The organism is Brasilonema octagenarum UFV-OR1, assembly GCF_963888615.1.
Taxonomy (GTDB): domain Bacteria; phylum Cyanobacteriota; class Cyanobacteriia; order Cyanobacteriales; family Nostocaceae; genus Brasilonema; species Brasilonema sennae.
The window spans coordinates 18437-38413 of sequence record NZ_CAWPKW010000056.1; the positions used below are offsets into that span (position 1 = coordinate 18437).

Here is a 19977-nt window from a genome sequence, read left to right on the forward strand (position 1 = left end):
TTTAGACCTGAGAGGGAAACGGCACGTAGCGCAGCGGTTCCTTTTAGGAACTGGGATTTTAATCCCCGTGGCATTTTCAGAACGAATAACCATAACCGTCTTTTTTATGAATGTGCTTACAGTGCTTGTGACCAATGCCTTGAACTAATCCTTCTTTCGTTGAGACGTTAAAACTACCCGTTGCGCGAGTCGCAATCCTGCCAACGTACACACCGACCTTTTTTCCTGTGGTCACAATTGCTTTTATAATGTCCCCAGTCTGAAAGCCAAAGTGAAACTTAGTTCTTGAACAATGGCGAACAGGGAAACCGTATTTATTAGTACCGCATTGTTGCCGTGTACCGTGTCCATTGGCTGTAATCATTAGCGGTTTGACACCTTTGATATTAAGAATCGGTGTTGAGCGTCCCACACATGCAGCATCTAACCAATGGGATTTTTGAAGATGTTGCCGACTACGGTTAAACTTTGGCTAGAAGCCCAGTGTCTTTAGACCTGGGTTGTTGACCTTTAGTTTTCTGCCAATCATCCAGCGCACCCATAACAAAGCTAGCTGCGGGATGATTCAGAAATTGCTCAAAAGCTGAAACACCACCCGTTTTTAAAGCGCTAAGTATCCTTGCTGCTAAAGTCGGATTATTTTCAACCGCGATTATAGTTTCGTTGGCAATTTGCACCTTTCCAGCAAACGTATCTGTAGAATAACTCTTGGATAATTGTTCTAGTAATTTCTGAATTTCAGCAGCAGATTCAGCGAGATTTTTTTCTTCTCCTGAAGCATTGTAATTCCCCTCAATATAATTACCAGAATTATTATAAGTACCAGAAAAATTCCCTTGTATATAACCGCCTTGAATGCGTCTGTTATCGTTGTTACCACCTGTCATATTTGCTCTTTTCTCCCTTGATTTAAGTGGAAATAAAGTTTTAGACTCATTTCTGATTTGAATTTTAGGTATAAAAAACTCTGATCTACTATTGAGGTCAATATTGTTACAACCAAATTCAAAAGCTTCGTTATAATTTCTCCCAGCGCCTAGAGCATCATAAAATGCTTTAGAAAAATGAATAGCAGCTTCATCTGTGATAGCACGTTCCATTCCAACAACACAGTTGATATGCTGGTAAATCGCTTCTGCTTGAGTTTTTGAATAACAAGCATTGAGCAACACACACTCAACTGTTTGTTGGGATAACTTGAAAAAATTACTTAACGACTCCGTACTCACCAATTGCGTGTATCCATTATTATCCTCCAACGCGATACCATTAGTTCCATCCCCATGACCAGAAAAATGTACAATTTGTGGAGAGTAATCCAACAGCGCGTGACGTAAATCGTCAATCCTCACAGCCAATCTAGGAATAAGTTCAAATTCTTCCCTATTTCTAGAACGCTCCAAAGCTGATTGGATTTCCCGAACCTCCGTATTTAGACGAAGCTGAGTTGTATTAATAGGATTAGCGGATAAAATCAGAATTTTCTTCATACTTCTAACCCCAAAAGAACAAGCGTTTGTAGTGTCACAGAGAATGGTGACTGCATATAAATAGTAGCTATACAAAACTACATATGCAGATAATTAAATTCCAGAGAAATTTTACTCCCTGTGGCATTGGTTATATTGTGCTTGTGCGTTAGCGTAGCTCACCGCAGGTATCGCAATTAAAATTTTTGTTTGACGTGCCAAGATTATGCTCAGAAATTTAGCTTAGTGCTACCTCAAAAAAATAGGTTAGAACTTTATATATTGATATGACACATCTATAGGAATCCGGTTTGACTTGGTGAGACCGGTGCTGCAGGAGGGTTTCCCTCGGTAGGCATCTGGCGAACCCGATAGCCGTAAGGCGTGGCGTTAGCCATAGGGTGAACTAACTCGTTCTGGGACTTTTAAAACAACCTCTAACATCTGCAAAATGTGTTAGTACAAATATGAGCTAAACATATGCATAAATTGACACAAATAGCCATCAAAATAATTACATTCATCCTCAGTTTTCTCATTCTTCTCCCTCTTACTGCTTGGGCAAACCCAGTCAAGACTGAACACGTGCAAACACACTTGGTGAGTGAAGTCAATAGTATTCAACCAGGGAAACCGTTTTGGGTGGGGTTACATTTTCAAATAAAACAAGGATGGCATACTTATTGGAAAAACCCTGGTGACTCTGGTACTGCTCCCAGTATTGCTTGGACGTTACCGCAGGGATTTTCGGCGGGAGAATTGGTGTATCCTTACCCTGAGAGACTACCTGCTAGTGGGTTGATGAATTTTGGCTACAAAGATGAGGTCATGCTGTTGAGTCAAATTACGACTCCAGGGACTGTGAATATTAAGCAGCCTATTCAACTTACTGCTAAGGCTGATTGGCTGGTATGTGAGAAAGAGTGTATTCCAGAAAATGGTACTTTTAGTCTCAGCTTACCTATCGCAACAGGTACGCCTACAGTTAACACGCGGTGGGCAAAGGAATTTGAGAAAACACGGGCTACTCTACCTCAAGATTCTCCGTGGCAAACTACCGCTCATATTCAGGGAGAAACCCTGATATTAAAGGTTAATGCACCGCAATTACAAGCAAGTCAGATTAAAGAAGTTGCGTTTTTCCCTGATCAAGATGGTATTATCAATAACCCTGCACCCCAGAAAGCCAGCTTTGACAAAGATGGGTTAACTCTTCTACTAGAAAGAGGAAATCGCGGTGATATCAACAAAGTCAGTGGTATACTCGTACTGCAAGAAGTCCTAGATAGGCAAACTCCAACTCAAGCATTCGCGATCGCAACTCAATTAGGAGCAGCAACAACGACACAAGCTGCTACTACAGCTTCTTTACCATTATGGCAGGTTTTAGGATTAGCATTACTGGGTGGAATTGTCCTCAACCTTATGCCTTGCGTTTTCCCCGTGTTATCCCTCAAGGCATTAAACGTTCTCCAAAAATCAAATTTCAGCAAACAGGAAGTCCGTCACAGAGGAATTGTCTTTACCGCAGGAGTATTAATAAGTTTCCTATTCCTAGCGGTGATACTCCTACTATTACGTAGTTTTGGACAGCAAATTGGTTGGGGGTTTCAGTTACAGTCACCCGTATTTGTCAGTTTAATGGCGTATTTACTGTTTGCTGTTGGCTTGAGTTTGTCAGGGGTGTTTGTCTTTGGTGCTTCCTTAATGGGAATGGGACAAAGTTTAGCAGCACGTAACGGTTATGTGGGTGAATTTTTCACAGGGGTTTTTGCCACAGTCGTCGCTACACCTTGTACCGCACCATTTATGGCAACCGCTATTGGAGTTGCACTCACACAAACACCGATAGTAGCCTTAGCTATTTTTCTAGTCTTAGGTTTTGGTCTAGCTTTACCTTATCTACTCATCAGTTTTCTTCCCGGTTTACAAAAAATCTTACCTCGACCGGGTGCATGGATGGAAACTTTTGCCCAACTTCTTGCCTTCCCAATGTATGCTGCAACCGCTTGGTTAGTGTGGGTATTGTCGCAGCAAGCAGGAAGCGATGGTGTAGCCGCAGTCTTATTTGGGTTGGTACTTATAGGTTTTGCCGTTTGGTTGCATCAAAAAACTCAAATCATTTCCGGTTGGAGACGGCGCTTTGGTAGTATTGCTGCATTGGTAGTACTGGGATTTGCCCTGGCTTTGGCACAGTTACCAGGTAGCATAGCTCCCAACGTTGCCAACTCTAACACTCAACAAGCAACTTCAACTTCTCTAAATTGGCAACCTTATACTCCTGAAAGATTAACTCAAGTACGCCAGTCTGGTAAACCTGTATTTGTCAACTTTTCTGCTGCTTGGTGTATTACTTGTCTAGTAAACGAACGCGTCGCTCTTAACCAACCTGAGACTGTAAGTGCTTTCCAAGCAAAAGACGTAGCTCTCCTTAAAGCTGACTGGACAAACCGCGACACTGCAATAACCCAAGCACTAGCAGCTTTCGGGCGCAGTGGCGTACCCTTGTACCTATTATACCCAGCTAATTCTGCTACACCGCAGATTTTACCTCAGATTCTTTCTCCCCAAGAGGTGCAACAAAAGGTAAAAAGTTTGTAAATAGTAATTAGCTATTAGCTATTAACAATTCACAATTGAACTCAGAAAAACCATGAAAAATCAACTTATTGCAATTGCACTTTACTCTGCTTTTAGCCTAGCGCTGACTGCTTGCCAAAATCCCTCTACAGTGAGCCAGAATACTCCTAATGTTGCAAGCAATGCGGCTGAAGCTGCTACTCCCGTGCGCGTTGGTTCACCTGCACCAGATTTTACTGCTACTGATAGCAATGGCAAAAGTCACAGACTTAGCGACTTTAAGGGTAAAGTTGTGGTGTTGGAATGGACAAATCATCAATGTCCTTTTGTCCTAAAGCATTACAACAGCAACAATATGCAAAAATTGCAAAAAGAAACTACTGGTAAAGGTGTAGTCTGGTTATCGGTTATCTCGTCAGCTCAAGGACAACAAGGATATGTTACCGCCCAACAAGCAAATCAATTGACAAAGAGCCGCAATGCTAGCCCTACCGCTGTACTTTTAGATGCTAGTGGTGAAATTGGTCGTCTCTATCAAGCCCGCACTACACCTCATATATTTGTTATTGATAGTAGCGGTGTCTTAAAGTATGCAGGTGCTATTGACGACAAGCCTAGCACGAATGCTGCTGATATCAAATCGGCGAAAAACTATGTCATTCCTGCTGTAGACAGTGTACTCAAAGGACAGAACGTAGCTGATTCCACCACTCAGCCTTACGGTTGCTCTGTAAAATATGGTAGTTAATACCTGCATTATCCTTGGGGTGACGAAATCAATATCAAAGATTTGGTAAGTAGAACCACCAAATTAAACATAAAATGCGTGGTGTCAGAAACCCTGAGCGTAGCCGAAGGGTTTCTAGATGTTACGTTTTTTTATGTTGAGCTACTTAACACTTCTAGATAAAAACAACGACATCACTCACCTCGCCGTCGTTCATCATGAAACCACGACAGGGCTTTATGATTTATGCTGGGCAAGGAACTTTAGCCAAATCAATCTTTAGAGTCTCGACAATGGGAGCGATCGCCCATGCTGACATGGAACGTTTTCTTGCTGTTGTCAGGCAAATTATCACACAAATAAAGTAGCCATAAGTTATCTCACCCTAACCGCCCGTCCATTTTCACACTTGTACTCTCTGCCATTAACAGTCGCTGTTGTAGTCACCTCATTATCTGGTGAACTGGAGGAACAATTCATTCTAACTTCACCATTCCGAATTTCTGTTGTTTGATTAACTTCTGAAGAGTTGGAGTCACTATAACTTTCATCCTTGGCGCAAGCGGTTGTCATGATCAGCAAGGAAAAAAGTAAGCCAGGTACAATTATTTTATTAAAAAGGCATTTGGGCATTAGACTATTCCTAATTGTTATTATAAATTTCTATTTCTATTCTAAAAACTTTCACAAAGCTATCCCCAAAAAAAACGAAGAAAATCTTTCATTCTTCAGCAATGTTTTTCTATAATGATTTATATTTTTTCTATCCTGGGTATTTTATTTAACAACCTGATAGCAAGGTAAACGACCAATGACAATTCGCGCGTTTGTGACTGGTACTACTGGTTTTGTTGGTGCTAACTTGGCACGCTTGCTGCTTCAAGAAGGCTATGCAGTCCGGGCTTTAGTTCGTCCTAACAGCTCCTTGAACAATTTACAGAATTTAGATGTAGAGGTTGTCAAAGGTGACTTGAACGATCCTGATTTGTACCGGAAAATACAGGGTGCTCAGGTACTTTTTCACGTTGCGGCTCACTATTCCCTTTGGCAAGCTGACCAAGATGTACTATACCAGAATAATGTTTTGGGAACACGCAATGTGTTGGCGGCTGCTCGTCAAGCAGGTGTTGAACGCACCGTTTACACCAGTTCGGTTGCTGCTATTGGGGTTCATGAACTAGGGAAGGTAGTGGATGAAACTCATCAAAGTCCTCTTGAGGAACTAATTGGTCAGTATAAGAAGTCTAAGTATCTAGCTGAGCAGGAAGCAAAACAAGCCGTAAAACAGGGTCAAGATATCGTGATAGTCAATCCAAGCACTCCAATTGGTCCTTGGGATATAAAACCAACTCCCACTGGGGATATCATTCTCCGATTTCTGCGAAGGCAAATGCCTTTCTATTTGAATACGGGTTTGAATTTTATCGATGTGGGCGATGTGGCGAGGGGACACCTATTAGCTTTGGAAAAAGGAAAAACGGGAGAGCGTTATATCTTAGGGAACCAAAACCTTACCCTAAAAGAACTACTAGACCAACTTGCCCAAATCACAAATTTGAGCGCTCCTCAAAAATCTGTACCAGCGTGGCTACCCTTGAGTTTAGCTTGGATTGATGAACGAATTCTCGCGCCTTTAGGCAAACCGCCTTCGATTCCTTTAGATGGTGTTCGCATGGCGCATCAACCGATGTATTACGATGCTTCCAAAGCAGTCCGAGAACTAGGTTTACCTCAAACGTCAATCAAAATAGCTTTACAAGACGCCGTAAATTGGTTTGTAGCAGAGAAATACGTTGAGGTAGCATAAAATTAGAGACTTTTGGGATTATTATCATAACGATGCAAAATTGTCATCGGGCATTTTGCTCATGGGTTCAATGCAGACTGCTGCTGGCTAGAGTTTATTTGATAGTGGTGTAGAGGACAATTATGGGAATTCATTTACAACAAGCTATTGAAATAGGTAAGTACATAGTGACTCAACGTGTGTTGGGTCGCAAACGGTTCCCTCTGGTTCTGATGTTGGAACCTTTATTCCGGTGTAATTTGGCTTGCCCAGGTTGTGGCAAAATCCAGCATCCTAAAGAAATACTCAAGCAACACTTAACTCCCGAACAATGCTTTGCTGCAGTGGATGAGTGTGGCGCACCAGTTGTCTCCATTCCTGGAGGCGAACCCCTGCTGCATCCTCAAATTGCTGAGATTGTCGAAGGTTTGATTGCACGCAAAAAGTTTATTGTCTTATGTACAAATGGCTTGTTGCTAGAAAAAAGTCTGCACAAGTTTAAACCTTCCCCATATCTGACCTTCAGTGTGCATTTAGACGGGACGAAGGAGTGGCACGATCATTGTGTCGATCGCAAAGGTGTCTTTGATACTGCAATTAGCGCGATTCGTGCGGCAAAAGCAAAAGGATTTCGTGTCGGGACAAACACTACGGTTTTTGACGGTAGTGATCCCAAAGAATTGCAGGACTTGTTTGATTTGCTCACCACCTTGGGTGTTGATGGGATGACGATCTCCCCTGGCTATAGTTACGAATGGGCACCGGATCAAGATCATTTTCTCAAACGCGAACAAACACGGGCACTTTTCCGGCAAATTTTTGCTCCCTACAAAGCAGGCAAGAAAAACTGGGATTTTATTAATAGCCCATTGTTTTTAGATTTTCTCATTGGTGAGAAAGACTACGATTGTACTCCTTGGGGTAGTCCCAGCTATAGTGTTCTTGGTTGGCAAAAGCCTTGTTATCTTCTAAATGAAGGTCACTACAAAACTTTCCAAGAACTATTAGATAAAACCGACTGGAGTCAATACGGTCAGGCTAGTAAAAATCCCAAGTGTGCAGATTGCATGGTACATTGCGGTTATGAACCCACCGCTGCAATGGATGCGATGCAGCCAACAAATATCGGGCGATCGGTTAAGGCGCTTTTGGGTATGGGGAACTAGTGCTGGATCAACCCAAAATTGCCAGGTTAAGGCAAGCAGGGGGGAGACTAAGAATTTTTTCACCTCATCAACCCGTTAAAGTTGCTTTGGTGAAGTACTAGTCTGAGAATACATTTCCCATCAGCCACCACAAATGATTACTCTGTTGGAATTTGCGTTCCTTCTTTTGGACACGCTGTTTTCTGGCGTAGTGGTCATTTGTGGATTTCGGTTAAAGTCAACATCATAAAAGTTAAAAAATCAATACATTTTATATATTTAACGCAAACAACTGGTGATGATACTATTGACCACGGTGTTTTCTATCCACTAGGAGAAAAAATGAGTAATAAAAATAACCTCCTTCGCAATGTTTTGGTTGGTGCAGGTGTTGCTGCTGTTGGTGCAATTGGAACTAAAGCAGCAGTAGATTATTTTCGTAACCGGGGACAAGAAGAAGTCGTTGATGAAAACCAACCAGATGCTGAACCAACATCTTCAAAAGAAGTTGCTTATGCAACTGTAGAACAAAACTCTGTTCAAGAGTTCCTTGATAGAAGCTTTGGTAATCCTGGTCGTTATGTCCCCAACCGTCCGCCTAAGGTATTTGATTATCAAGGCAAACAATATATGGTGATTTGGGCATACGACAATCAGCAGAAAAAAAATCAAATGTTGGCTTTCATGTATACAGATCAAGGTCGTAAAATGATTGCCAGTGTTGGATATACAAATCAAAAAACTGATTACAATATCAACCTTCAAGGCACACCTTTTGCAGTGGAAGTAAATAATCAGAAACTGACATCTGGGAAGTCAGAAACTGGTGGAACAAGCGAAGTTGACTTTGTTCTAACTGCTGCTTAGTTGATAGTGATTTGATGAGAATATTTTGACTTTTCATGGTGGTTCCAACAACCACCTTTTAATTTAATTTTAGTTAAACACGTCAATCTTAGTGTTCTCGTCCGCTTAGGACTGTAAGTCCCAGGCTAACAGCCTAAGTCCATTAAAATGGACTAACAAATGCATCGCCAAAGCTTGTCTCATGGAAATGAGACGCTAGACAGTTTTTATAGCCAAAATTCTTATTTGTAAGTGCTTGTCTGTGTATGGCTACTTTTGCAGCGATTACTCCCACAGGATAGACGGGAATCAAAGGCTTTCCCCACTAGACCTCTCCAAAAATGGCTATTAAACCAATACCCCACGCTTGCACTAAAAATCATTTTTGGAGAAATCTACTTCCTAAGTAGTGGTTGCTTGCTGAATCGAACCGCCAATCTCCTTGCGAAGACAAATATGTCAGGATCATAAATGTTTATTTCAGGGAATTGGATCAGCTTTGGCAAAATTTCTGGATTGCTAATCTCACCCAAAGCTTCTGCCGCCTTCTTTCTCACGTCCGAGTGTGAGTCATTGAGGGCAGCAATTAAAGTTTCCACTGCTTGAAGTTCATCACTGTCTTGCTCGTCGTATTGGATATAAATTTCTTTCCCATCAGCACCAAGGATTGTTATGATTGTTTCAGACATTTATATCGTTTTTTTACGTATTTTTATTTAGGATATTCTGGAAGCAAAAGATAATATAGCCGTTGCCAGGTAGATTAGCACATGAACTCATGAAAAAATATGGAGATTACGAGACTTTCAAACTTCTTGACGAGTTAAGTATTTCTTCACTGTTAAGCGTTCCCTACGTCCTAATAGAGTTGGCTAGAGCAATAACATAAAAATTAATAAAACTTATTTTTAGTAAGCAAGTTTTTTAAGCCAGTCTACCGTTAGACGGAAATGTAGAACTTCACTCTCAAGAAAGAGCAATTCAAGTAGTGTTATTCGGTACATTTTTGTCAATAGAATAAATTTTTGCAAAAGTATGGCGCGAATCTAATGTAAAAACGCGCTAGGCAAGGGCGTATATTGATCTATGTTGCCTTGAAATTTTTGCAAGGCGTTTTATCTAAGTCACGCAGGAGAGGAATAGTATGGACTCGTCAAAAAACACTGAAGAATCAGCAAAGAACACTGCCGAATCAGCAAAGGAAACTGCACAATCAGCGAAAGAAACTGCGCAATCAGCAGCCAAGGATACTGCAGAATCTGTAAAAAATACTGCACAATCAGCGAAAGAAACTGCGCAATCAGCAGCCAAGGACACTACAGAATCAGTCAAGCAAACCGCACAATCAGCTAAGGATAATGTTGAATCAGCAGCGAAGAACACTGTTGAATCAGCGAAAAATGCTGTGGATAATCTACTGGGCGATATCATTCCAGAACAGCCACCAATTGAGCCAGTGTCTGATGCTCATGTCCTTAAGTCTCGTCTGGAATGGGGTGAACCTGCTTTGACAATTCTAGACGTGCGCGATCGCAATACCTACAACCAAGGTCACATCATGGGCGCAATGCCTTTTCCAGTTGATACATTGGTAGATCGAGCCAAATCATCTTTGGATAAAGCCCGTGATATCTATGTTTACGGTGATAGCGATGAACAAGCTTCTCAAGCTGCACAATCATTGAAAAGTGCAGGCTTTGAACACGTCTCCCAACTCAAAGGTGGTCTGGCGGCTTGGAAGGAAATTGGCGGTCCTACAGAGGGTATTGTAGAATCACAAACTCCGGCTGGTGCAGATGACTACAATGTTGTTGATCGTTTGAAAGATCACGCAGAAAAACAGCAATAAAGATGTTTACTCATTAGTATGTTTGTCCTTCGTTATTGACTTTTGACCTAACGGTAAAGTCACTTGTTTGCGCCAGCGTTACCTTTAAAGCAGTACTGGCGCAGACAAGGCACAAATGTGATTAATGTTCAAACAAATCCTTGAATTGCAACAAATCCAAAGAAACTATTGTCGGTAAACATCGAAAGCATTCTTCAGCAAGTTCTAAGCGTTCTTCTCGTTTGAGCATATCAACGAGTTTCTGCTGTACACTGACTAGGTAACGTACATCGTTGGCGGCGTAACTCAGTTGTGCATCAGATAAATTAGCAGCGTTTCCCCAGTCAGAACTTTGAGCGCTTTTATCCAACTCCACCCGTTCCAACTCTTGCACTACATCCTTGAGTCCATGACGTTGTGTGTAGGTACGAGCTAACTTACTGGCAATCTTAGTACAGAAAACAGGATTAACGTGAATGCCCAAATTGTAACGCAGCGTGTCAATGTCAAAGCGCGCAAAGTGAAAGACCTTAAGGATATTCGCGGCTTCTAAGAGTTTTTTTAAGTTGGGAGCATCAGTTTGACCTTTTGCAATACGAATTGCACTCACTTTACCTTCACTGTTGCACAGCTGAACCAGACACAGGCGATCGCGTTGTGGTAACAATCCCATTGTTTCGGTATCTACAGCAATAACATCAGCCTGTAGATAGTGGGAGAGTGCATCATCACTAAGGTCGCGATCGCAAACCTGAAAATCTTCCATGAATGAGATTTCGTTTGGTTAAATACCTATATTATCTATATTCATGGCTTCTTGAGGAGCTTCTAACCTCCTCCTATTCCAGGTTATAGAACTTTGACCATTTTGAATAGTGAGCGCTTAAACACTCACTATGAACAGACTTTTCTCATTATCTAGTACTACGAAGGAAAATTTGCGTAAGATAAACTTTACCTTGGCTATTAGTCGCCACACCAATTCCAGTCATATTGTAATTACCTTTGATGTTAGCAAGATGTCCGGAACTGTGAAGCCAACCAGTTACAGCTTCCTCAGCGGGATCGCTGTATCCTAAGTTAAAGGCAAGGTTTTCTCCTGCACTTCTACAGCGAATAGGAATAGCACCAACCCTCCTTCTAAATCCCTGATGACTAAACGGAACTTTAACGTTAGCCATGCTTAAACTGTGAAGTCTTGCTTGCCGCGATATTTTGGCATTTAGCACCAGCTTTGGCAAACCCTTAGAAGCTCGATATCGATTAATTTGGTCAAAAACTGACCTTTCTAAATCAGTCGATTTAGCAGTTACAGGTGGCGTCAATCGAGGTGAGGACATTGACAATACCTGCTTCTGGTCTGATTTCTTTGGTAAGGTTTGACCTCGTATGTAAGCGGAAGACATTCCACTAGCAAGGACAAGCGTACTTAAAGCAATGCCAAAAGCAGTTTGTCGTAACATGGAGAATTATGTAGTATGTAAAGTTGTAAGACGCAGAACTTATTTTTTTGTTTCTTCATATACCCGTATACTTGTTTGTATTCAGGAAGTTAGGAAATGATGGCATATCATAACTAGAAGCGTCAAGAGTCTTTCATAACAATCATAAGAGAGCTAAGTTTTTATAAAAATGATACAGAAGTTACCGTATTTCTTTGCATAGCCATCGAGACTGTGACAGCATACATCAAACCACATTCTACGGTATCGCCCTAATCGCTGTTTCTAATCCAGCAACAGCACTCGTGAGGGTTTTAAAGACATACTGAGCGTTAAAACGTCCTTGTATATCAGGAAGTTGAGTTGTTGATTTCAAGCCACAGGGTAGGGGAATCGTAGTCACAGGACAAGCTAAAATAACAGAACGACCATCATTATATAAACTCTTTTTCCTCTTTGTCTCTTGGTTGTGTGCGGTTCATTCAATTTAGTCTTATGTCATCATCAAATCGCAAATCCTCTGAAAACCGTCTTGTCTACCGGGAATTTGGCAACGATAACTCCGCCGCCCTACAAAGACCAATGTCTGCTGCCCTAGAAAGACCAATCGAGGAACTACCCCCTCAACAGCAAAATCTGCGCGTGCAAGCTACTCGCGCCGGACGCAAAGGCAAGACTGTCACTGTCATTACTGGCTTTCAATCCAAACCAGAAACCTTACAAGCCTTACTGAAGCAATTGAAAGCTCAATGCGGTACAGGTGGTACAGTTAAAGACAACGAAATAGAAATTCAAGGCGACCATAAGCAGAAAATACTAGAGATTGTAACCAAGCTAGGTTATAAAGCTAAAATTAGCGGTGGTTAATCTGTTGTGTTTATCGAACTTCAGAAATATGTTGTTTTAGTACAGAAATGTTATGTTGGAAAAATATAAAAATCCTGCTCGTTTTGATATTAATAGGAGGAAACAATGGATTTAGTTAGGTTACTGTGTGCTATTTTTGTTCCGCCTTTAGGAGTATTTTTGCAAGTGGGTTTGGGTACAGACTTCTGGATTAATATACTTTTGACACTTTTTGGTTATATTCCTGGAATTATTCACGCTGTGTGGGTAATTGCTAGAAAATAAAAATAAACTTAACAAAGTGAGAAAAAAAAAAGAACAAAGAAAACTAGATAAATAAGCCAAAAAATTTTGGAAGTGAACATTTAGGTTTGATTGTTTAGGGTGGGCATTGCTCACCCATATTGTTTTTGTTTTGTTGTTAGGAAAAAGTCTTTTTAGTAAACGCTGCGAAAATTCATCAAAGGGTCTTTTCATAAAAGGTATTCGCCCAGTTTCGATAAATTTAACCTATAAAGTGGGTGCAAAACAATGACAGCAAGCTCTCCAAGAAAAGACCTTCACGAAGAGAACCGTTTATCTTGGAATGAAGCTACCAAGGCACATAATAGCCATAAAGGCGATCAAGCTAAGTTTTTTCGGGAGGGGGGAAGCACCCTTTTTCGAGAAGAGAAAGAACTTTTAGGAGATATTACCGGCTTATCCTTGGTTCATCTTCAGTGCAACGCAGGACAAGATACCTTGAGTTTGGCGCGACTTGGTGCTTTTGTGACTGGTGTAGATATAAGTGACGAAGCAATTACCTTTGCTCAAAAACTCTCAGAAGAATCTGGAATTCCAGCTACCTTTCATCGCGCAGATGTATTTGATTGGTTGCAAGAAACAGCAAGGCGAGGCGAGCAATTTGATATTGTCTTCTCGTCTTATGGTGCAGTTTGTTGGATATCTAATCTGAACCTTTGGGCAAAAGGAATTGCAGACGTTCTCAAATCAGGTGGACGCTTTGTTTTGGTGGATTTCCATCCTGTAGCTATGATGTTTGATGTGGATTGGAGTCACAAGTTTTCTTACTTCAGCGAAGGAAAGCATCTGACTTGGGAAGATGGAATAAGTGATTACGTAGCTTCATCCATTGCCATAACGCCCCCCCTGTAATTGAGCAATCATAAAGTGAGCAACGTCTGTGGCTGTGGCACTCATACCAGCGCTGGGAACACTCTTGGCACACGTGAAGGGGTATATATGCATTCTTTCTGTAGCTATAGCCCACGGCTAAATCAGGTGCAAGTGCAGTTGGTAAGGGCTGCTGAAAACTGCTGTGGCGCATATCTAATGGCTTGAGGATATTTTGGTTGATGTATTCGGTGAATGAAACTTTAGACAGCACTTCTACCAAGTAGCCTGCTAATGCTATCCCTACATCGCCGTAGACATACAGTTCGCCCGGTTGTCGAACTCGCTTGGGCAGGTTTTTACTCAAAAATTCCTCTAAGGATGGCAGTTGAGACTGACAGCGAGTCGCAGCCCCAATCGACCATCCTACATTAAACCCATCTGTGTGAGTCAACAGATGGGCAGAGGTAATAGGTTTAAACTGATTGTTCTGAGTGTGAAATTGCTTGAGATAGTGGTCAATATCCTCGTTTAAGTTGAGTTTGCCTTGTTCAGCTAGTTGCATTACGGCTGTGGCTGTGAACACTTTGGAAACAGATCCAAGACGGAATAGAGTTTTGTCTGGAATCACAGGTGTTTTCTGCTCTAGATTGGCATAGCCATAGCCTTTAGAGAAGAAGATTTTGCCATCTTTGACTAGAACAAACACTGCACCAGGAATATTCCCATCTTTCAATTGGAGGAAGAATTTATCAGTAAAGGCTTCTAACTCTTTAGGTTCAGTTGGACCTTGCTGCGAAATAGATACAGGTGCAGGGTTGTTTAGTTTGGTCAAGCTTTCCTGGGCAAAGCAGGGAAGTCCAGAAAAAAGAAAAACTAGGATAGACAGAATTGTCAAGCAGATAAGTTTAAAGGGAATACACACTCTTAGTTTCACTGACTACAAGTGTCATAGTGGATACATTTGTACAATAAAATTTTCATGACATTCTCATCAGTACAGGACAAAAAATTCTCAAAATATAACTTTGTTTCTGACCTTAACCAGTCAAGGATAGATTACGTATGTAAAATAAACGAAGTCAGTCTGAAGTTGTTGTGCTGCTTCAGTTATCGGTAAGTAGGAATAACTCATGCAAGACCCTAAACAACAAAGAAACCCTCGTTATTCCATGAACTTGGAACAGAGAAAAACTTGGTATTCTCCTGTCGCTGATGTCTACTATAAAGCAAGAGCACCTTATTCTCAAAAACTGATTAATCGTGCTGTGACTCTAGCTCAACTTTCTTCAGATGCAACGATTCTTGAAGTCGGCTGTGGCCCGGGGAACGCAACAGTCTGTTTTGCTCAATTGGGTTTTTCTATGATTTGTCTTAAGCCAAACCAAGATTTCTATTATTTAGCACAACGCAATTGTGCGCCATATTCAAAAGTTGAGATTTGCAATACTTCATTTGAAGAGTGGGAATTGGAAGCTAAGAAGTTCAACGCTGTTTTGTCAGCCAATGCTTTTCACTGGATACCGCCAGAGATTGGATATTCCAAAGCGGCTGAGGCATTACAAGACAACGGTAGTCTGATCTTGTTATGGAACATGACACCCGAACCTCGATACGAAGTGTACCAAGCGATTGAGGAGGTTTATCAAGCGTATGCTCCTTCACTTGCGCATTATGAAGGTGCAGAAACTCAAGCGGATATTTTGAGAAGTTTTGGACAAAACATTCTGAACTCAGGTTATTTTAGAGATTTGGTGTCTGAGCAGATAGCGTGTGAAGTTACATATAGTATCGATAATTTTCTTAATCTTCTAAGTACTCTGCGATCGCTTGATCCGCAGACAAAGGATTTGCTATTTAAAAGGTTGAGGGAAAAATTGGAGGACTTTGGAGAGAATATTCAACTCTCATATCTCTGTGCGGTTCAGATTGCCCGAAAAGACAGATGATATCAAATCCGGTAGCATCTGAATGATTAAAAAACTGTAGAAGCGCAGAGGCGCAGAGGAAGCACAAGGAAAAATAATTCCGAATCGCTTACAAAAAATGAAGAATTTCACGAACCTTACCCCTACCCTCTTGGATGTTGCACAGAGGATATGGGTGAGGTAAGGGCAGGAATTACAGTAATGAATCCAAAGCTGTTAAGGTAGTTTGCGATTTGCCAAATACTCGTACATCTGCCAGCGTGCATCCACCTCAGCTTGCGCTTCTTCCAACAGGCGCTTGGCAAGGGCAGGTTTACTCTTAGTGAGCATTTTGAAGCGATTCTCTTGGTACATCGACTGTTCTACTGATTGCTTGGGCTGACGCATATCCAATTGCAAAGGATTCTTACCCTCTTTGCGTAAGTCAGGATTATATCGATACAGCAACCAACGACCTGCTTCTACCAAAGCTTTCTGATGATTCATTGCTGTAGTCATGTTGATACCATGAGCAATGCAGTGGCTATAGGCAATAATCAGTGATGGTCCGTCATAAGCTTCTGCTTCCAGAAATGCCTTGAGAGTATGTTCATCTCGTGCACCAAGCGCTACACTTGCTACGTAAACATGACCGTATGTCATGGCAATTAGTCCCAAGTCCTTCTTACCTGCTGGCTTGCCACTCGAGGCAAACTTAGCAACTGCTGCTCGTGGAGTTGCTTTGGAAGACTGACCACCCGTGTTAGAATAAACTTCGGTATCCATGACCAAGATGTTGACATTGCGACCACTTGCAATTACATGGTCGATTCCACCAAAGTCGATGTCATATGCCCAACCGTCACCGCCGACAATCCAAACACTTTTCCTAACTAAGTAATCAGCTATTGACTTAAGATTTTGAACCGCTGATGGACGAGGCAGTGCGTTGGGCGCGTTTCCCGACTTGAAGCACCTGCCGTGCTGATGAACGCGGACATTTGTCTGTTTCATCTGCGTGTGTCCGTTTATATCTGCGGTTATAATTTGAGGTCTAAGATTTTGAACCGCCGATGGACGCTTTTGGAGGTTGACATTTGTCTGTTCTGTCTGTGTGTATCCGCGTGCGTCTGCGGTTATAATTTGAGATTTTAAACTTTCGATCGCAAAATTCTCTGCGTTCTGGTGTTCCCGCGTCTTTGCGTCTTGTTCACTCTCCAGCAGCTGATCTAACTTTTGTTTTAGCAACTTAACGTGTTCGCGTTGTTCGTAGATATCTGCTTCGGTTTTTTGCTCTTGCTTAAGGATAGATTGCACGAGGTTATCATCCCCTATTTTATCGCTGAGTTTTTGCAGAAGTTCAGCGGCAAATTCGGCGTGCTTATCTAGGGAGAGGCGGAAACCAAAGCCAAATTCAGCGTTGTCTTCAAACAAACTATTAGACCATGCAGGACCTTTTCCTTCGGCGTTCGTTGTCCAAGGAGTTGTCGGTAGGTTTCCACCGTAGATTGAAGAACAACCTGTGGCGTTGGCAATAACTGCGCGATCGCCAAACAATTGTGTCAGTAATTTTAAGTAAGGCGTCTCGCCACAACCAGCACAAGCACCAGAAAATTCAAACAATGGTTCTTGCAGTTGTTGTTGGCGAACCTGATGTAATTTCAGTTGCCGACGGTCAGGATTTGGCAAACTTAAGAAGAAATTCCAGTTTTCACGCTCTTGTTCCCGCAAAGGTAACTGCGGTTCCATATAAATCGCCTTGCGTTCTGGCAAAGATTTATTTTTGGCAGGGCAAACATCTACACAGATACCACATCCTGTACAATCTTCTGGGGCAACTTGAATTGTAAACTTCTGTTTTGCAAAGTCTTTATCTTTAGCGTTGATTGATTTAAAAGTTATTGGGGCGTTAGCTAATTCACCCGCTTCATAAGCCTTACCCCGAATCACACCATGAGGACAAACGATGACACACTTGCTGCACTGTACGCAGACATCAGGATCCCAAACAGGAATTTCTTCTGCCACATTGCGTTTTTCCCATTTTGCGGTCCCTGTGGGAAAAGTTCCATCTACAGGGAACGCACTCACGGGCAATTCATCTCCCTGCCATGCCATGATTTTGCCGAGAACTTCTCGCATAAATTCTGGTGGACTAACGGGGAGTGAGGGATAGGGAGATGGAGGAGATGGGGGTGATGGGGGAGGTGGGGGGGGTGGGGGTGATGACGGAGATGGGGATGATGAGGAAGTCATCTGTTTGATCTCTACTTCGACTTTATGCAAATTTTCCAAAGTTCTGTCTACAGCTTCTAAGTTCATGCGGACGACTTCCGCGCCTTTCTTTCCGTAAGTTTTTTCAATGGCTTGCTTGATTTTGGCGATCGCTTCTTCTTGTGGTAAGACGCCTGCTAATGCAAAGAAGCATACCTGCATGATTGTGTTAATCCGTCCTCCCATGCCACTTTCGCGAGCAACCTGATTCGCATCAATGATATAGAACTTCAGTTGCTTGCGAGTAATTTGCTGTTGTACTTCCACTGGAAGATGTTCCCAAACAGTATCAGCATCATAAGGACTGTTCAGCAGGAATGTTCCTCCAACAACAGCGGCTTTTAGGACATCAATGCGTTCTAAAAAAGTCCACTGATGACAACCAATAAAGTTGGCTTTGTCAATCAGGTAAGTTGAGCGAATTGGTTGTGGACCAAAACGCAGGTGCGACACGGTCATTGAACCAGATTTTTTGGAATCGTAAACAAAGTAACCTTGAGCGTAGTTATCAGTTTGTTCACCAATAATCTTGATTGAGTTTTTGTTTGCGCCGACTGTACCATCGGAACCCAATCCGTAGAACATTGCTCGCACGACGTTATCTGGTTCAATAGAAAAGTCGGCGTCAAATGGTAAAGACGTGTGACTAACGTCGTCGTTAATACCGATGGTAAAGTGATTTTTTGGTTTTGCCTGAGTCAAGCTTTCAAAAACTGCCTGCACCATCGCTGGGGTAAATTCTTTGGAAGAAAGACCGTAACGACCACCGATAATTCTCGGAGTAGAAATTCTTCCACTCCCCCTTTCTCTATCTAACCACTCCTCGTGAATAGCAGTGACAACATCTAAATAAAGGGGTTCACCTGCACTACCAGGTTCTTTGGTGCGATCTAGGACTGCTATTGCTTTGACACTAGCAGGTAAAACTTCTACAAAGCGTTTGACGTCAAAAGGACGGAATAGCCTAACTTTGACAACACCAACTTTTTTTCCACGGGCAATGAAGTTATCTACGGTTTCATGCACTGTTTCACAGCCGGAACCCATGATCACGATAACTTCTTCTGCATCAGGGGCACCGTGGTATTCAAAGATGCGGTAATATCGTCCTGTGAGTTCCCCGAATTTATCCATTGCTTGTTGGACAATGTCGGGACAAACGTTGTAATAGGGATTAATGCTTTCGCGGGATTGAAAGTAAACATCGGGGTTTTGGGCGGTTCCCCGCAAGACTGGATGATCTGGGGTTAAAGCGCGATCGCGATGGGCAAAGACCAGTTCCTCATCAATCAGCGCCTGAAGATCGCCGTCTTCCAGGAGTTGAACTTTTTGAATTTCATGAGAGGTGCGGAAGCCGTCAAAGAAGTGCATAAATGACACTCGTGCTTGAAGGGTGACGGCTTGAGCGATCAGAGCAAAGTCCTGACTTTCCTGTACTGAAGCGGAACACAACAAGGCAAAGCCAGTCGCACGCGCAGCCATCACGTCACTATGATCGCCAAAAATTGACAGGGCATGGGTTGCCAAAGACCGTGCTGCAACGTGAATAACGGCACTGGTGAGTTCACCTGCTATTTTGTACAGGTTGGGAATCATCAACAGTAATCCCTGGGATGATGTGAAGGTTGTCGTGAGACTACCTGTTTGCAATGCCCCATGCACCGCAGCCGCTGCCCCACCTTCACTCTGCATTGCCACCACTCTTGGAACAGTACCCCATACATTGGGACGTTCTTCACTCGACCAGGTATCTGCCCATTCACCCATTGATGATGAGGGGGTGATAGGATAAATGGCAATCACTTCATTTAGGCGGTAAGCAACACGGGCAACAGCCTCATTTCCATCTATTGTTGCAAAGGTTTTTTTCATGATTTCTCCTCTCCTCTGAGATTGCCGCCTGCTGAAATTGCGGTCATCTATTCCTACTTAGTGATGCAAGTTTCGTTTTCTTCTTGAGCGATTAGTAGTACAGATTATGAGCAGCCGAAGCCGGAGGGTGCAAGATATCAGG

The 19977-nt window shown here is 42.3% G+C and carries 19 protein-coding genes and 1 pseudogene; 11 read left to right on the top strand and 9 right to left on the bottom strand.

The window, feature by feature from the left end; translation table 11 throughout:
* Nucleotides 1-76: 76 nt before the first annotated feature.
* Nucleotides 77-469 (bottom strand): annotated as a pseudogene (locus AC5590_RS04575) (RNA-guided endonuclease IscB); the annotation flags it as partial.
* A complete protein-coding gene (locus tag AC5590_RS04580) occupies nt 462-1490 on the bottom strand; it encodes a CHAT domain-containing protein (RefSeq protein WP_169263223.1) in 1029 nt (342 codons plus the stop codon). The pseudogene AC5590_RS04575 and the gene AC5590_RS04580, both read right to left, overlap by 8 nt.
* A 459-nt stretch (nt 1491-1949) precedes the next feature.
* Here AC5590_RS04580 and AC5590_RS04585 point away from each other — a divergent pair, with 459 nt between their 5' ends.
* From AC5590_RS04585 to AC5590_RS04595, 3 genes are all read left to right on the top strand, one after another.
* On the top strand, nt 1950-4070 hold the full coding sequence (locus AC5590_RS04585) for a protein-disulfide reductase DsbD family protein (RefSeq protein WP_169263224.1): 2121 nt from the start codon (nt 1950-1952) through the stop codon (nt 4068-4070).
* Between the two features lie 52 nt (nt 4071-4122).
* Nucleotides 4123-4797, top strand: a complete 675-nt coding sequence (locus tag AC5590_RS04590) for a thioredoxin family protein (RefSeq protein WP_169263225.1) — start codon at nt 4123-4125, stop codon at nt 4795-4797.
* Nucleotides 4798-4994: 197 nt separating this feature from the next.
* Nucleotides 4995-5144: a hypothetical protein gene (locus AC5590_RS04595; protein WP_211178270.1), complete on the top strand. Its 150-nt coding sequence runs from the start codon at nt 4995-4997 to the stop codon at nt 5142-5144.
* Nucleotides 5145-5151: 7 nt separating this feature from the next.
* On the opposite strand, the gene AC5590_RS04600 is transcribed toward AC5590_RS04595, so the two are convergent.
* Complete coding sequence (locus AC5590_RS04600; protein ID WP_169263226.1) at nt 5152-5409, bottom strand: hypothetical protein; 258 nt, start codon at nt 5407-5409, stop codon at nt 5152-5154.
* Nucleotides 5410-5593: 184 nt separating this feature from the next.
* On the opposite strand from AC5590_RS04600, the gene hpnA reads away from it, so the two are divergent.
* The 3 genes from hpnA (at nt 5594) to AC5590_RS04615 (ending at nt 8574) form a co-directional block, all read left to right on the top strand.
* Nucleotides 5594-6583 carry a hopanoid-associated sugar epimerase gene (gene hpnA, locus AC5590_RS04605; RefSeq protein ID WP_169263290.1) on the top strand — a complete coding sequence of 330 codons (990 nt, stop codon included), beginning with the start codon at nt 5594-5596 and terminating at the stop codon, nt 6581-6583.
* A gap of 122 nt (nt 6584-6705) precedes the next feature.
* Nucleotides 6706-7728, top strand: coding sequence for an adenosyl-hopene transferase HpnH (hpnH, locus tag AC5590_RS04610; protein ID WP_169263227.1), 1023 nt, complete (start codon nt 6706-6708; stop codon nt 7726-7728).
* Between the two features lie 321 nt (nt 7729-8049).
* A complete protein-coding gene (locus AC5590_RS04615) occupies nt 8050-8574 on the top strand; it encodes a hypothetical protein (protein WP_169263228.1) in 525 nt (174 codons plus the stop codon).
* 374 nt (nt 8575-8948) lie between these two features.
* On the opposite strand, the gene AC5590_RS04620 is transcribed toward AC5590_RS04615, so the two are convergent.
* Nucleotides 8949-9242, bottom strand: coding sequence for a HEAT repeat domain-containing protein (locus AC5590_RS04620; RefSeq protein WP_211178265.1), 294 nt, complete (start codon nt 9240-9242; stop codon nt 8949-8951).
* Between the two features lie 716 nt (nt 9243-9958).
* On the opposite strand from AC5590_RS04620, the gene AC5590_RS04625 reads away from it, so the two are divergent.
* A complete protein-coding gene (locus tag AC5590_RS04625; protein ID WP_246163423.1) occupies nt 9959-10402 on the top strand; it encodes a rhodanese-like domain-containing protein in 444 nt (147 codons plus the stop codon).
* Between the two features lie 121 nt (nt 10403-10523).
* Here the strand turns inward: AC5590_RS04625 and AC5590_RS04630 are convergent, their stop codons facing one another.
* From AC5590_RS04630 to AC5590_RS04640, 3 genes are all read right to left on the bottom strand, one after another.
* Nucleotides 10524-11147: a ribonuclease H-like domain-containing protein gene (locus AC5590_RS04630; RefSeq protein ID WP_169263230.1), complete on the bottom strand. Its 624-nt coding sequence runs from the start codon at nt 11145-11147 to the stop codon at nt 10524-10526.
* 148 nt (nt 11148-11295) lie between these two features.
* Nucleotides 11296-11844 (bottom strand): CAP domain-containing protein, encoded by a 549-nt coding sequence (locus AC5590_RS04635; protein ID WP_169263231.1) that lies wholly within the window; start codon nt 11842-11844, stop codon nt 11296-11298.
* Between the two features lie 238 nt (nt 11845-12082).
* The gene (locus tag AC5590_RS04640) at nt 12083-12226 is read right to left on the bottom strand and encodes a hypothetical protein (protein WP_169263232.1); all 144 of its coding nucleotides are present in this window, start codon (nt 12224-12226) and stop codon (nt 12083-12085) included.
* 92 nt (nt 12227-12318) lie between these two features.
* Between AC5590_RS04640 and AC5590_RS04645 the strand changes: the two genes are divergently transcribed.
* From AC5590_RS04645 to AC5590_RS04655, 3 genes are all read left to right on the top strand, one after another.
* Nucleotides 12319-12690, top strand: coding sequence for a translation initiation factor (locus AC5590_RS04645; RefSeq protein ID WP_169263233.1), 372 nt, complete (start codon nt 12319-12321; stop codon nt 12688-12690).
* Between the two features lie 105 nt (nt 12691-12795).
* Complete coding sequence (locus AC5590_RS04650; protein ID WP_169263234.1) at nt 12796-12954, top strand: YqaE/Pmp3 family membrane protein; 159 nt, start codon at nt 12796-12798, stop codon at nt 12952-12954.
* A 246-nt stretch (nt 12955-13200) separates the two neighbouring features.
* The gene (locus tag AC5590_RS04655) at nt 13201-13824 is read left to right on the top strand and encodes a class I SAM-dependent methyltransferase (protein WP_246162808.1); all 624 of its coding nucleotides are present in this window, start codon (nt 13201-13203) and stop codon (nt 13822-13824) included.
* Here AC5590_RS04655 and AC5590_RS04660 read toward each other — a convergent pair.
* The gene (locus AC5590_RS04660) at nt 13742-14617 is read right to left on the bottom strand and encodes a serine hydrolase domain-containing protein (protein ID WP_169263235.1); all 876 of its coding nucleotides are present in this window, start codon (nt 14615-14617) and stop codon (nt 13742-13744) included. The genes AC5590_RS04655 and AC5590_RS04660 overlap by 83 nt on opposite strands.
* A gap of 298 nt (nt 14618-14915) precedes the next feature.
* On the opposite strand from AC5590_RS04660, the gene AC5590_RS04665 reads away from it, so the two are divergent.
* Nucleotides 14916-15731: a class I SAM-dependent methyltransferase gene (locus AC5590_RS04665; protein WP_169263236.1), complete on the top strand. Its 816-nt coding sequence runs from the start codon at nt 14916-14918 to the stop codon at nt 15729-15731.
* 195 nt (nt 15732-15926) lie between these two features.
* Here the strand turns inward: AC5590_RS04665 and nifJ are convergent, their stop codons facing one another.
* On the bottom strand, nt 15927-19835 hold the full coding sequence (gene nifJ, locus AC5590_RS04670; RefSeq protein ID WP_248277126.1) for a pyruvate:ferredoxin (flavodoxin) oxidoreductase: 3909 nt from the start codon (nt 19833-19835) through the stop codon (nt 15927-15929).
* Nucleotides 19836-19977: the final 142 nt, after the last annotated feature.

Bases quoted from the DNA above. Each gene is read 5' to 3' on its own strand.
- AC5590_RS04580 (WP_169263223.1), bottom strand. From the start codon at position 1,490: ATGAAGAAAATTCTGATTTTATCCGCTAATCCTATTAATACAACTCAG.
- AC5590_RS04585 (WP_169263224.1), top strand. From the start codon at position 1,950: ATGCATAAATTGACACAAATAGCCATCAAAATAATTACATTCATCCTC.
- AC5590_RS04590 (WP_169263225.1), top strand. From the start codon at position 4,123: ATGAAAAATCAACTTATTGCAATTGCACTTTACTCTGCTTTTAGCCTA.
- AC5590_RS04595 (WP_211178270.1), top strand. From the start codon at position 4,995: ATGAAACCACGACAGGGCTTTATGATTTATGCTGGGCAAGGAACTTTA.
- AC5590_RS04600 (WP_169263226.1), bottom strand. From the start codon at position 5,409: ATGCCCAAATGCCTTTTTAATAAAATAATTGTACCTGGCTTACTTTTT.
- hpnH (WP_169263227.1), top strand. From the start codon at position 6,706: ATGGGAATTCATTTACAACAAGCTATTGAAATAGGTAAGTACATAGTG.
- AC5590_RS04615 (WP_169263228.1), top strand. From the start codon at position 8,050: ATGAGTAATAAAAATAACCTCCTTCGCAATGTTTTGGTTGGTGCAGGT.
- AC5590_RS04620 (WP_211178265.1), bottom strand. From the start codon at position 9,242: ATGTCTGAAACAATCATAACAATCCTTGGTGCTGATGGGAAAGAAATT.
- AC5590_RS04630 (WP_169263230.1), bottom strand. From the start codon at position 11,147: ATGGAAGATTTTCAGGTTTGCGATCGCGACCTTAGTGATGATGCACTC.
- AC5590_RS04635 (WP_169263231.1), bottom strand. From the start codon at position 11,844: ATGTTACGACAAACTGCTTTTGGCATTGCTTTAAGTACGCTTGTCCTT.
- AC5590_RS04645 (WP_169263233.1), top strand. From the start codon at position 12,319: ATGTCATCATCAAATCGCAAATCCTCTGAAAACCGTCTTGTCTACCGG.
- AC5590_RS04650 (WP_169263234.1), top strand. From the start codon at position 12,796: ATGGATTTAGTTAGGTTACTGTGTGCTATTTTTGTTCCGCCTTTAGGA.
- AC5590_RS04655 (WP_246162808.1), top strand. From the start codon at position 13,201: ATGACAGCAAGCTCTCCAAGAAAAGACCTTCACGAAGAGAACCGTTTA.
- AC5590_RS04665 (WP_169263236.1), top strand. From the start codon at position 14,916: ATGCAAGACCCTAAACAACAAAGAAACCCTCGTTATTCCATGAACTTG.
- nifJ (WP_248277126.1), bottom strand. From the start codon at position 19,835: ATGAAAAAAACCTTTGCAACAATAGATGGAAATGAGGCTGTTGCCCGT.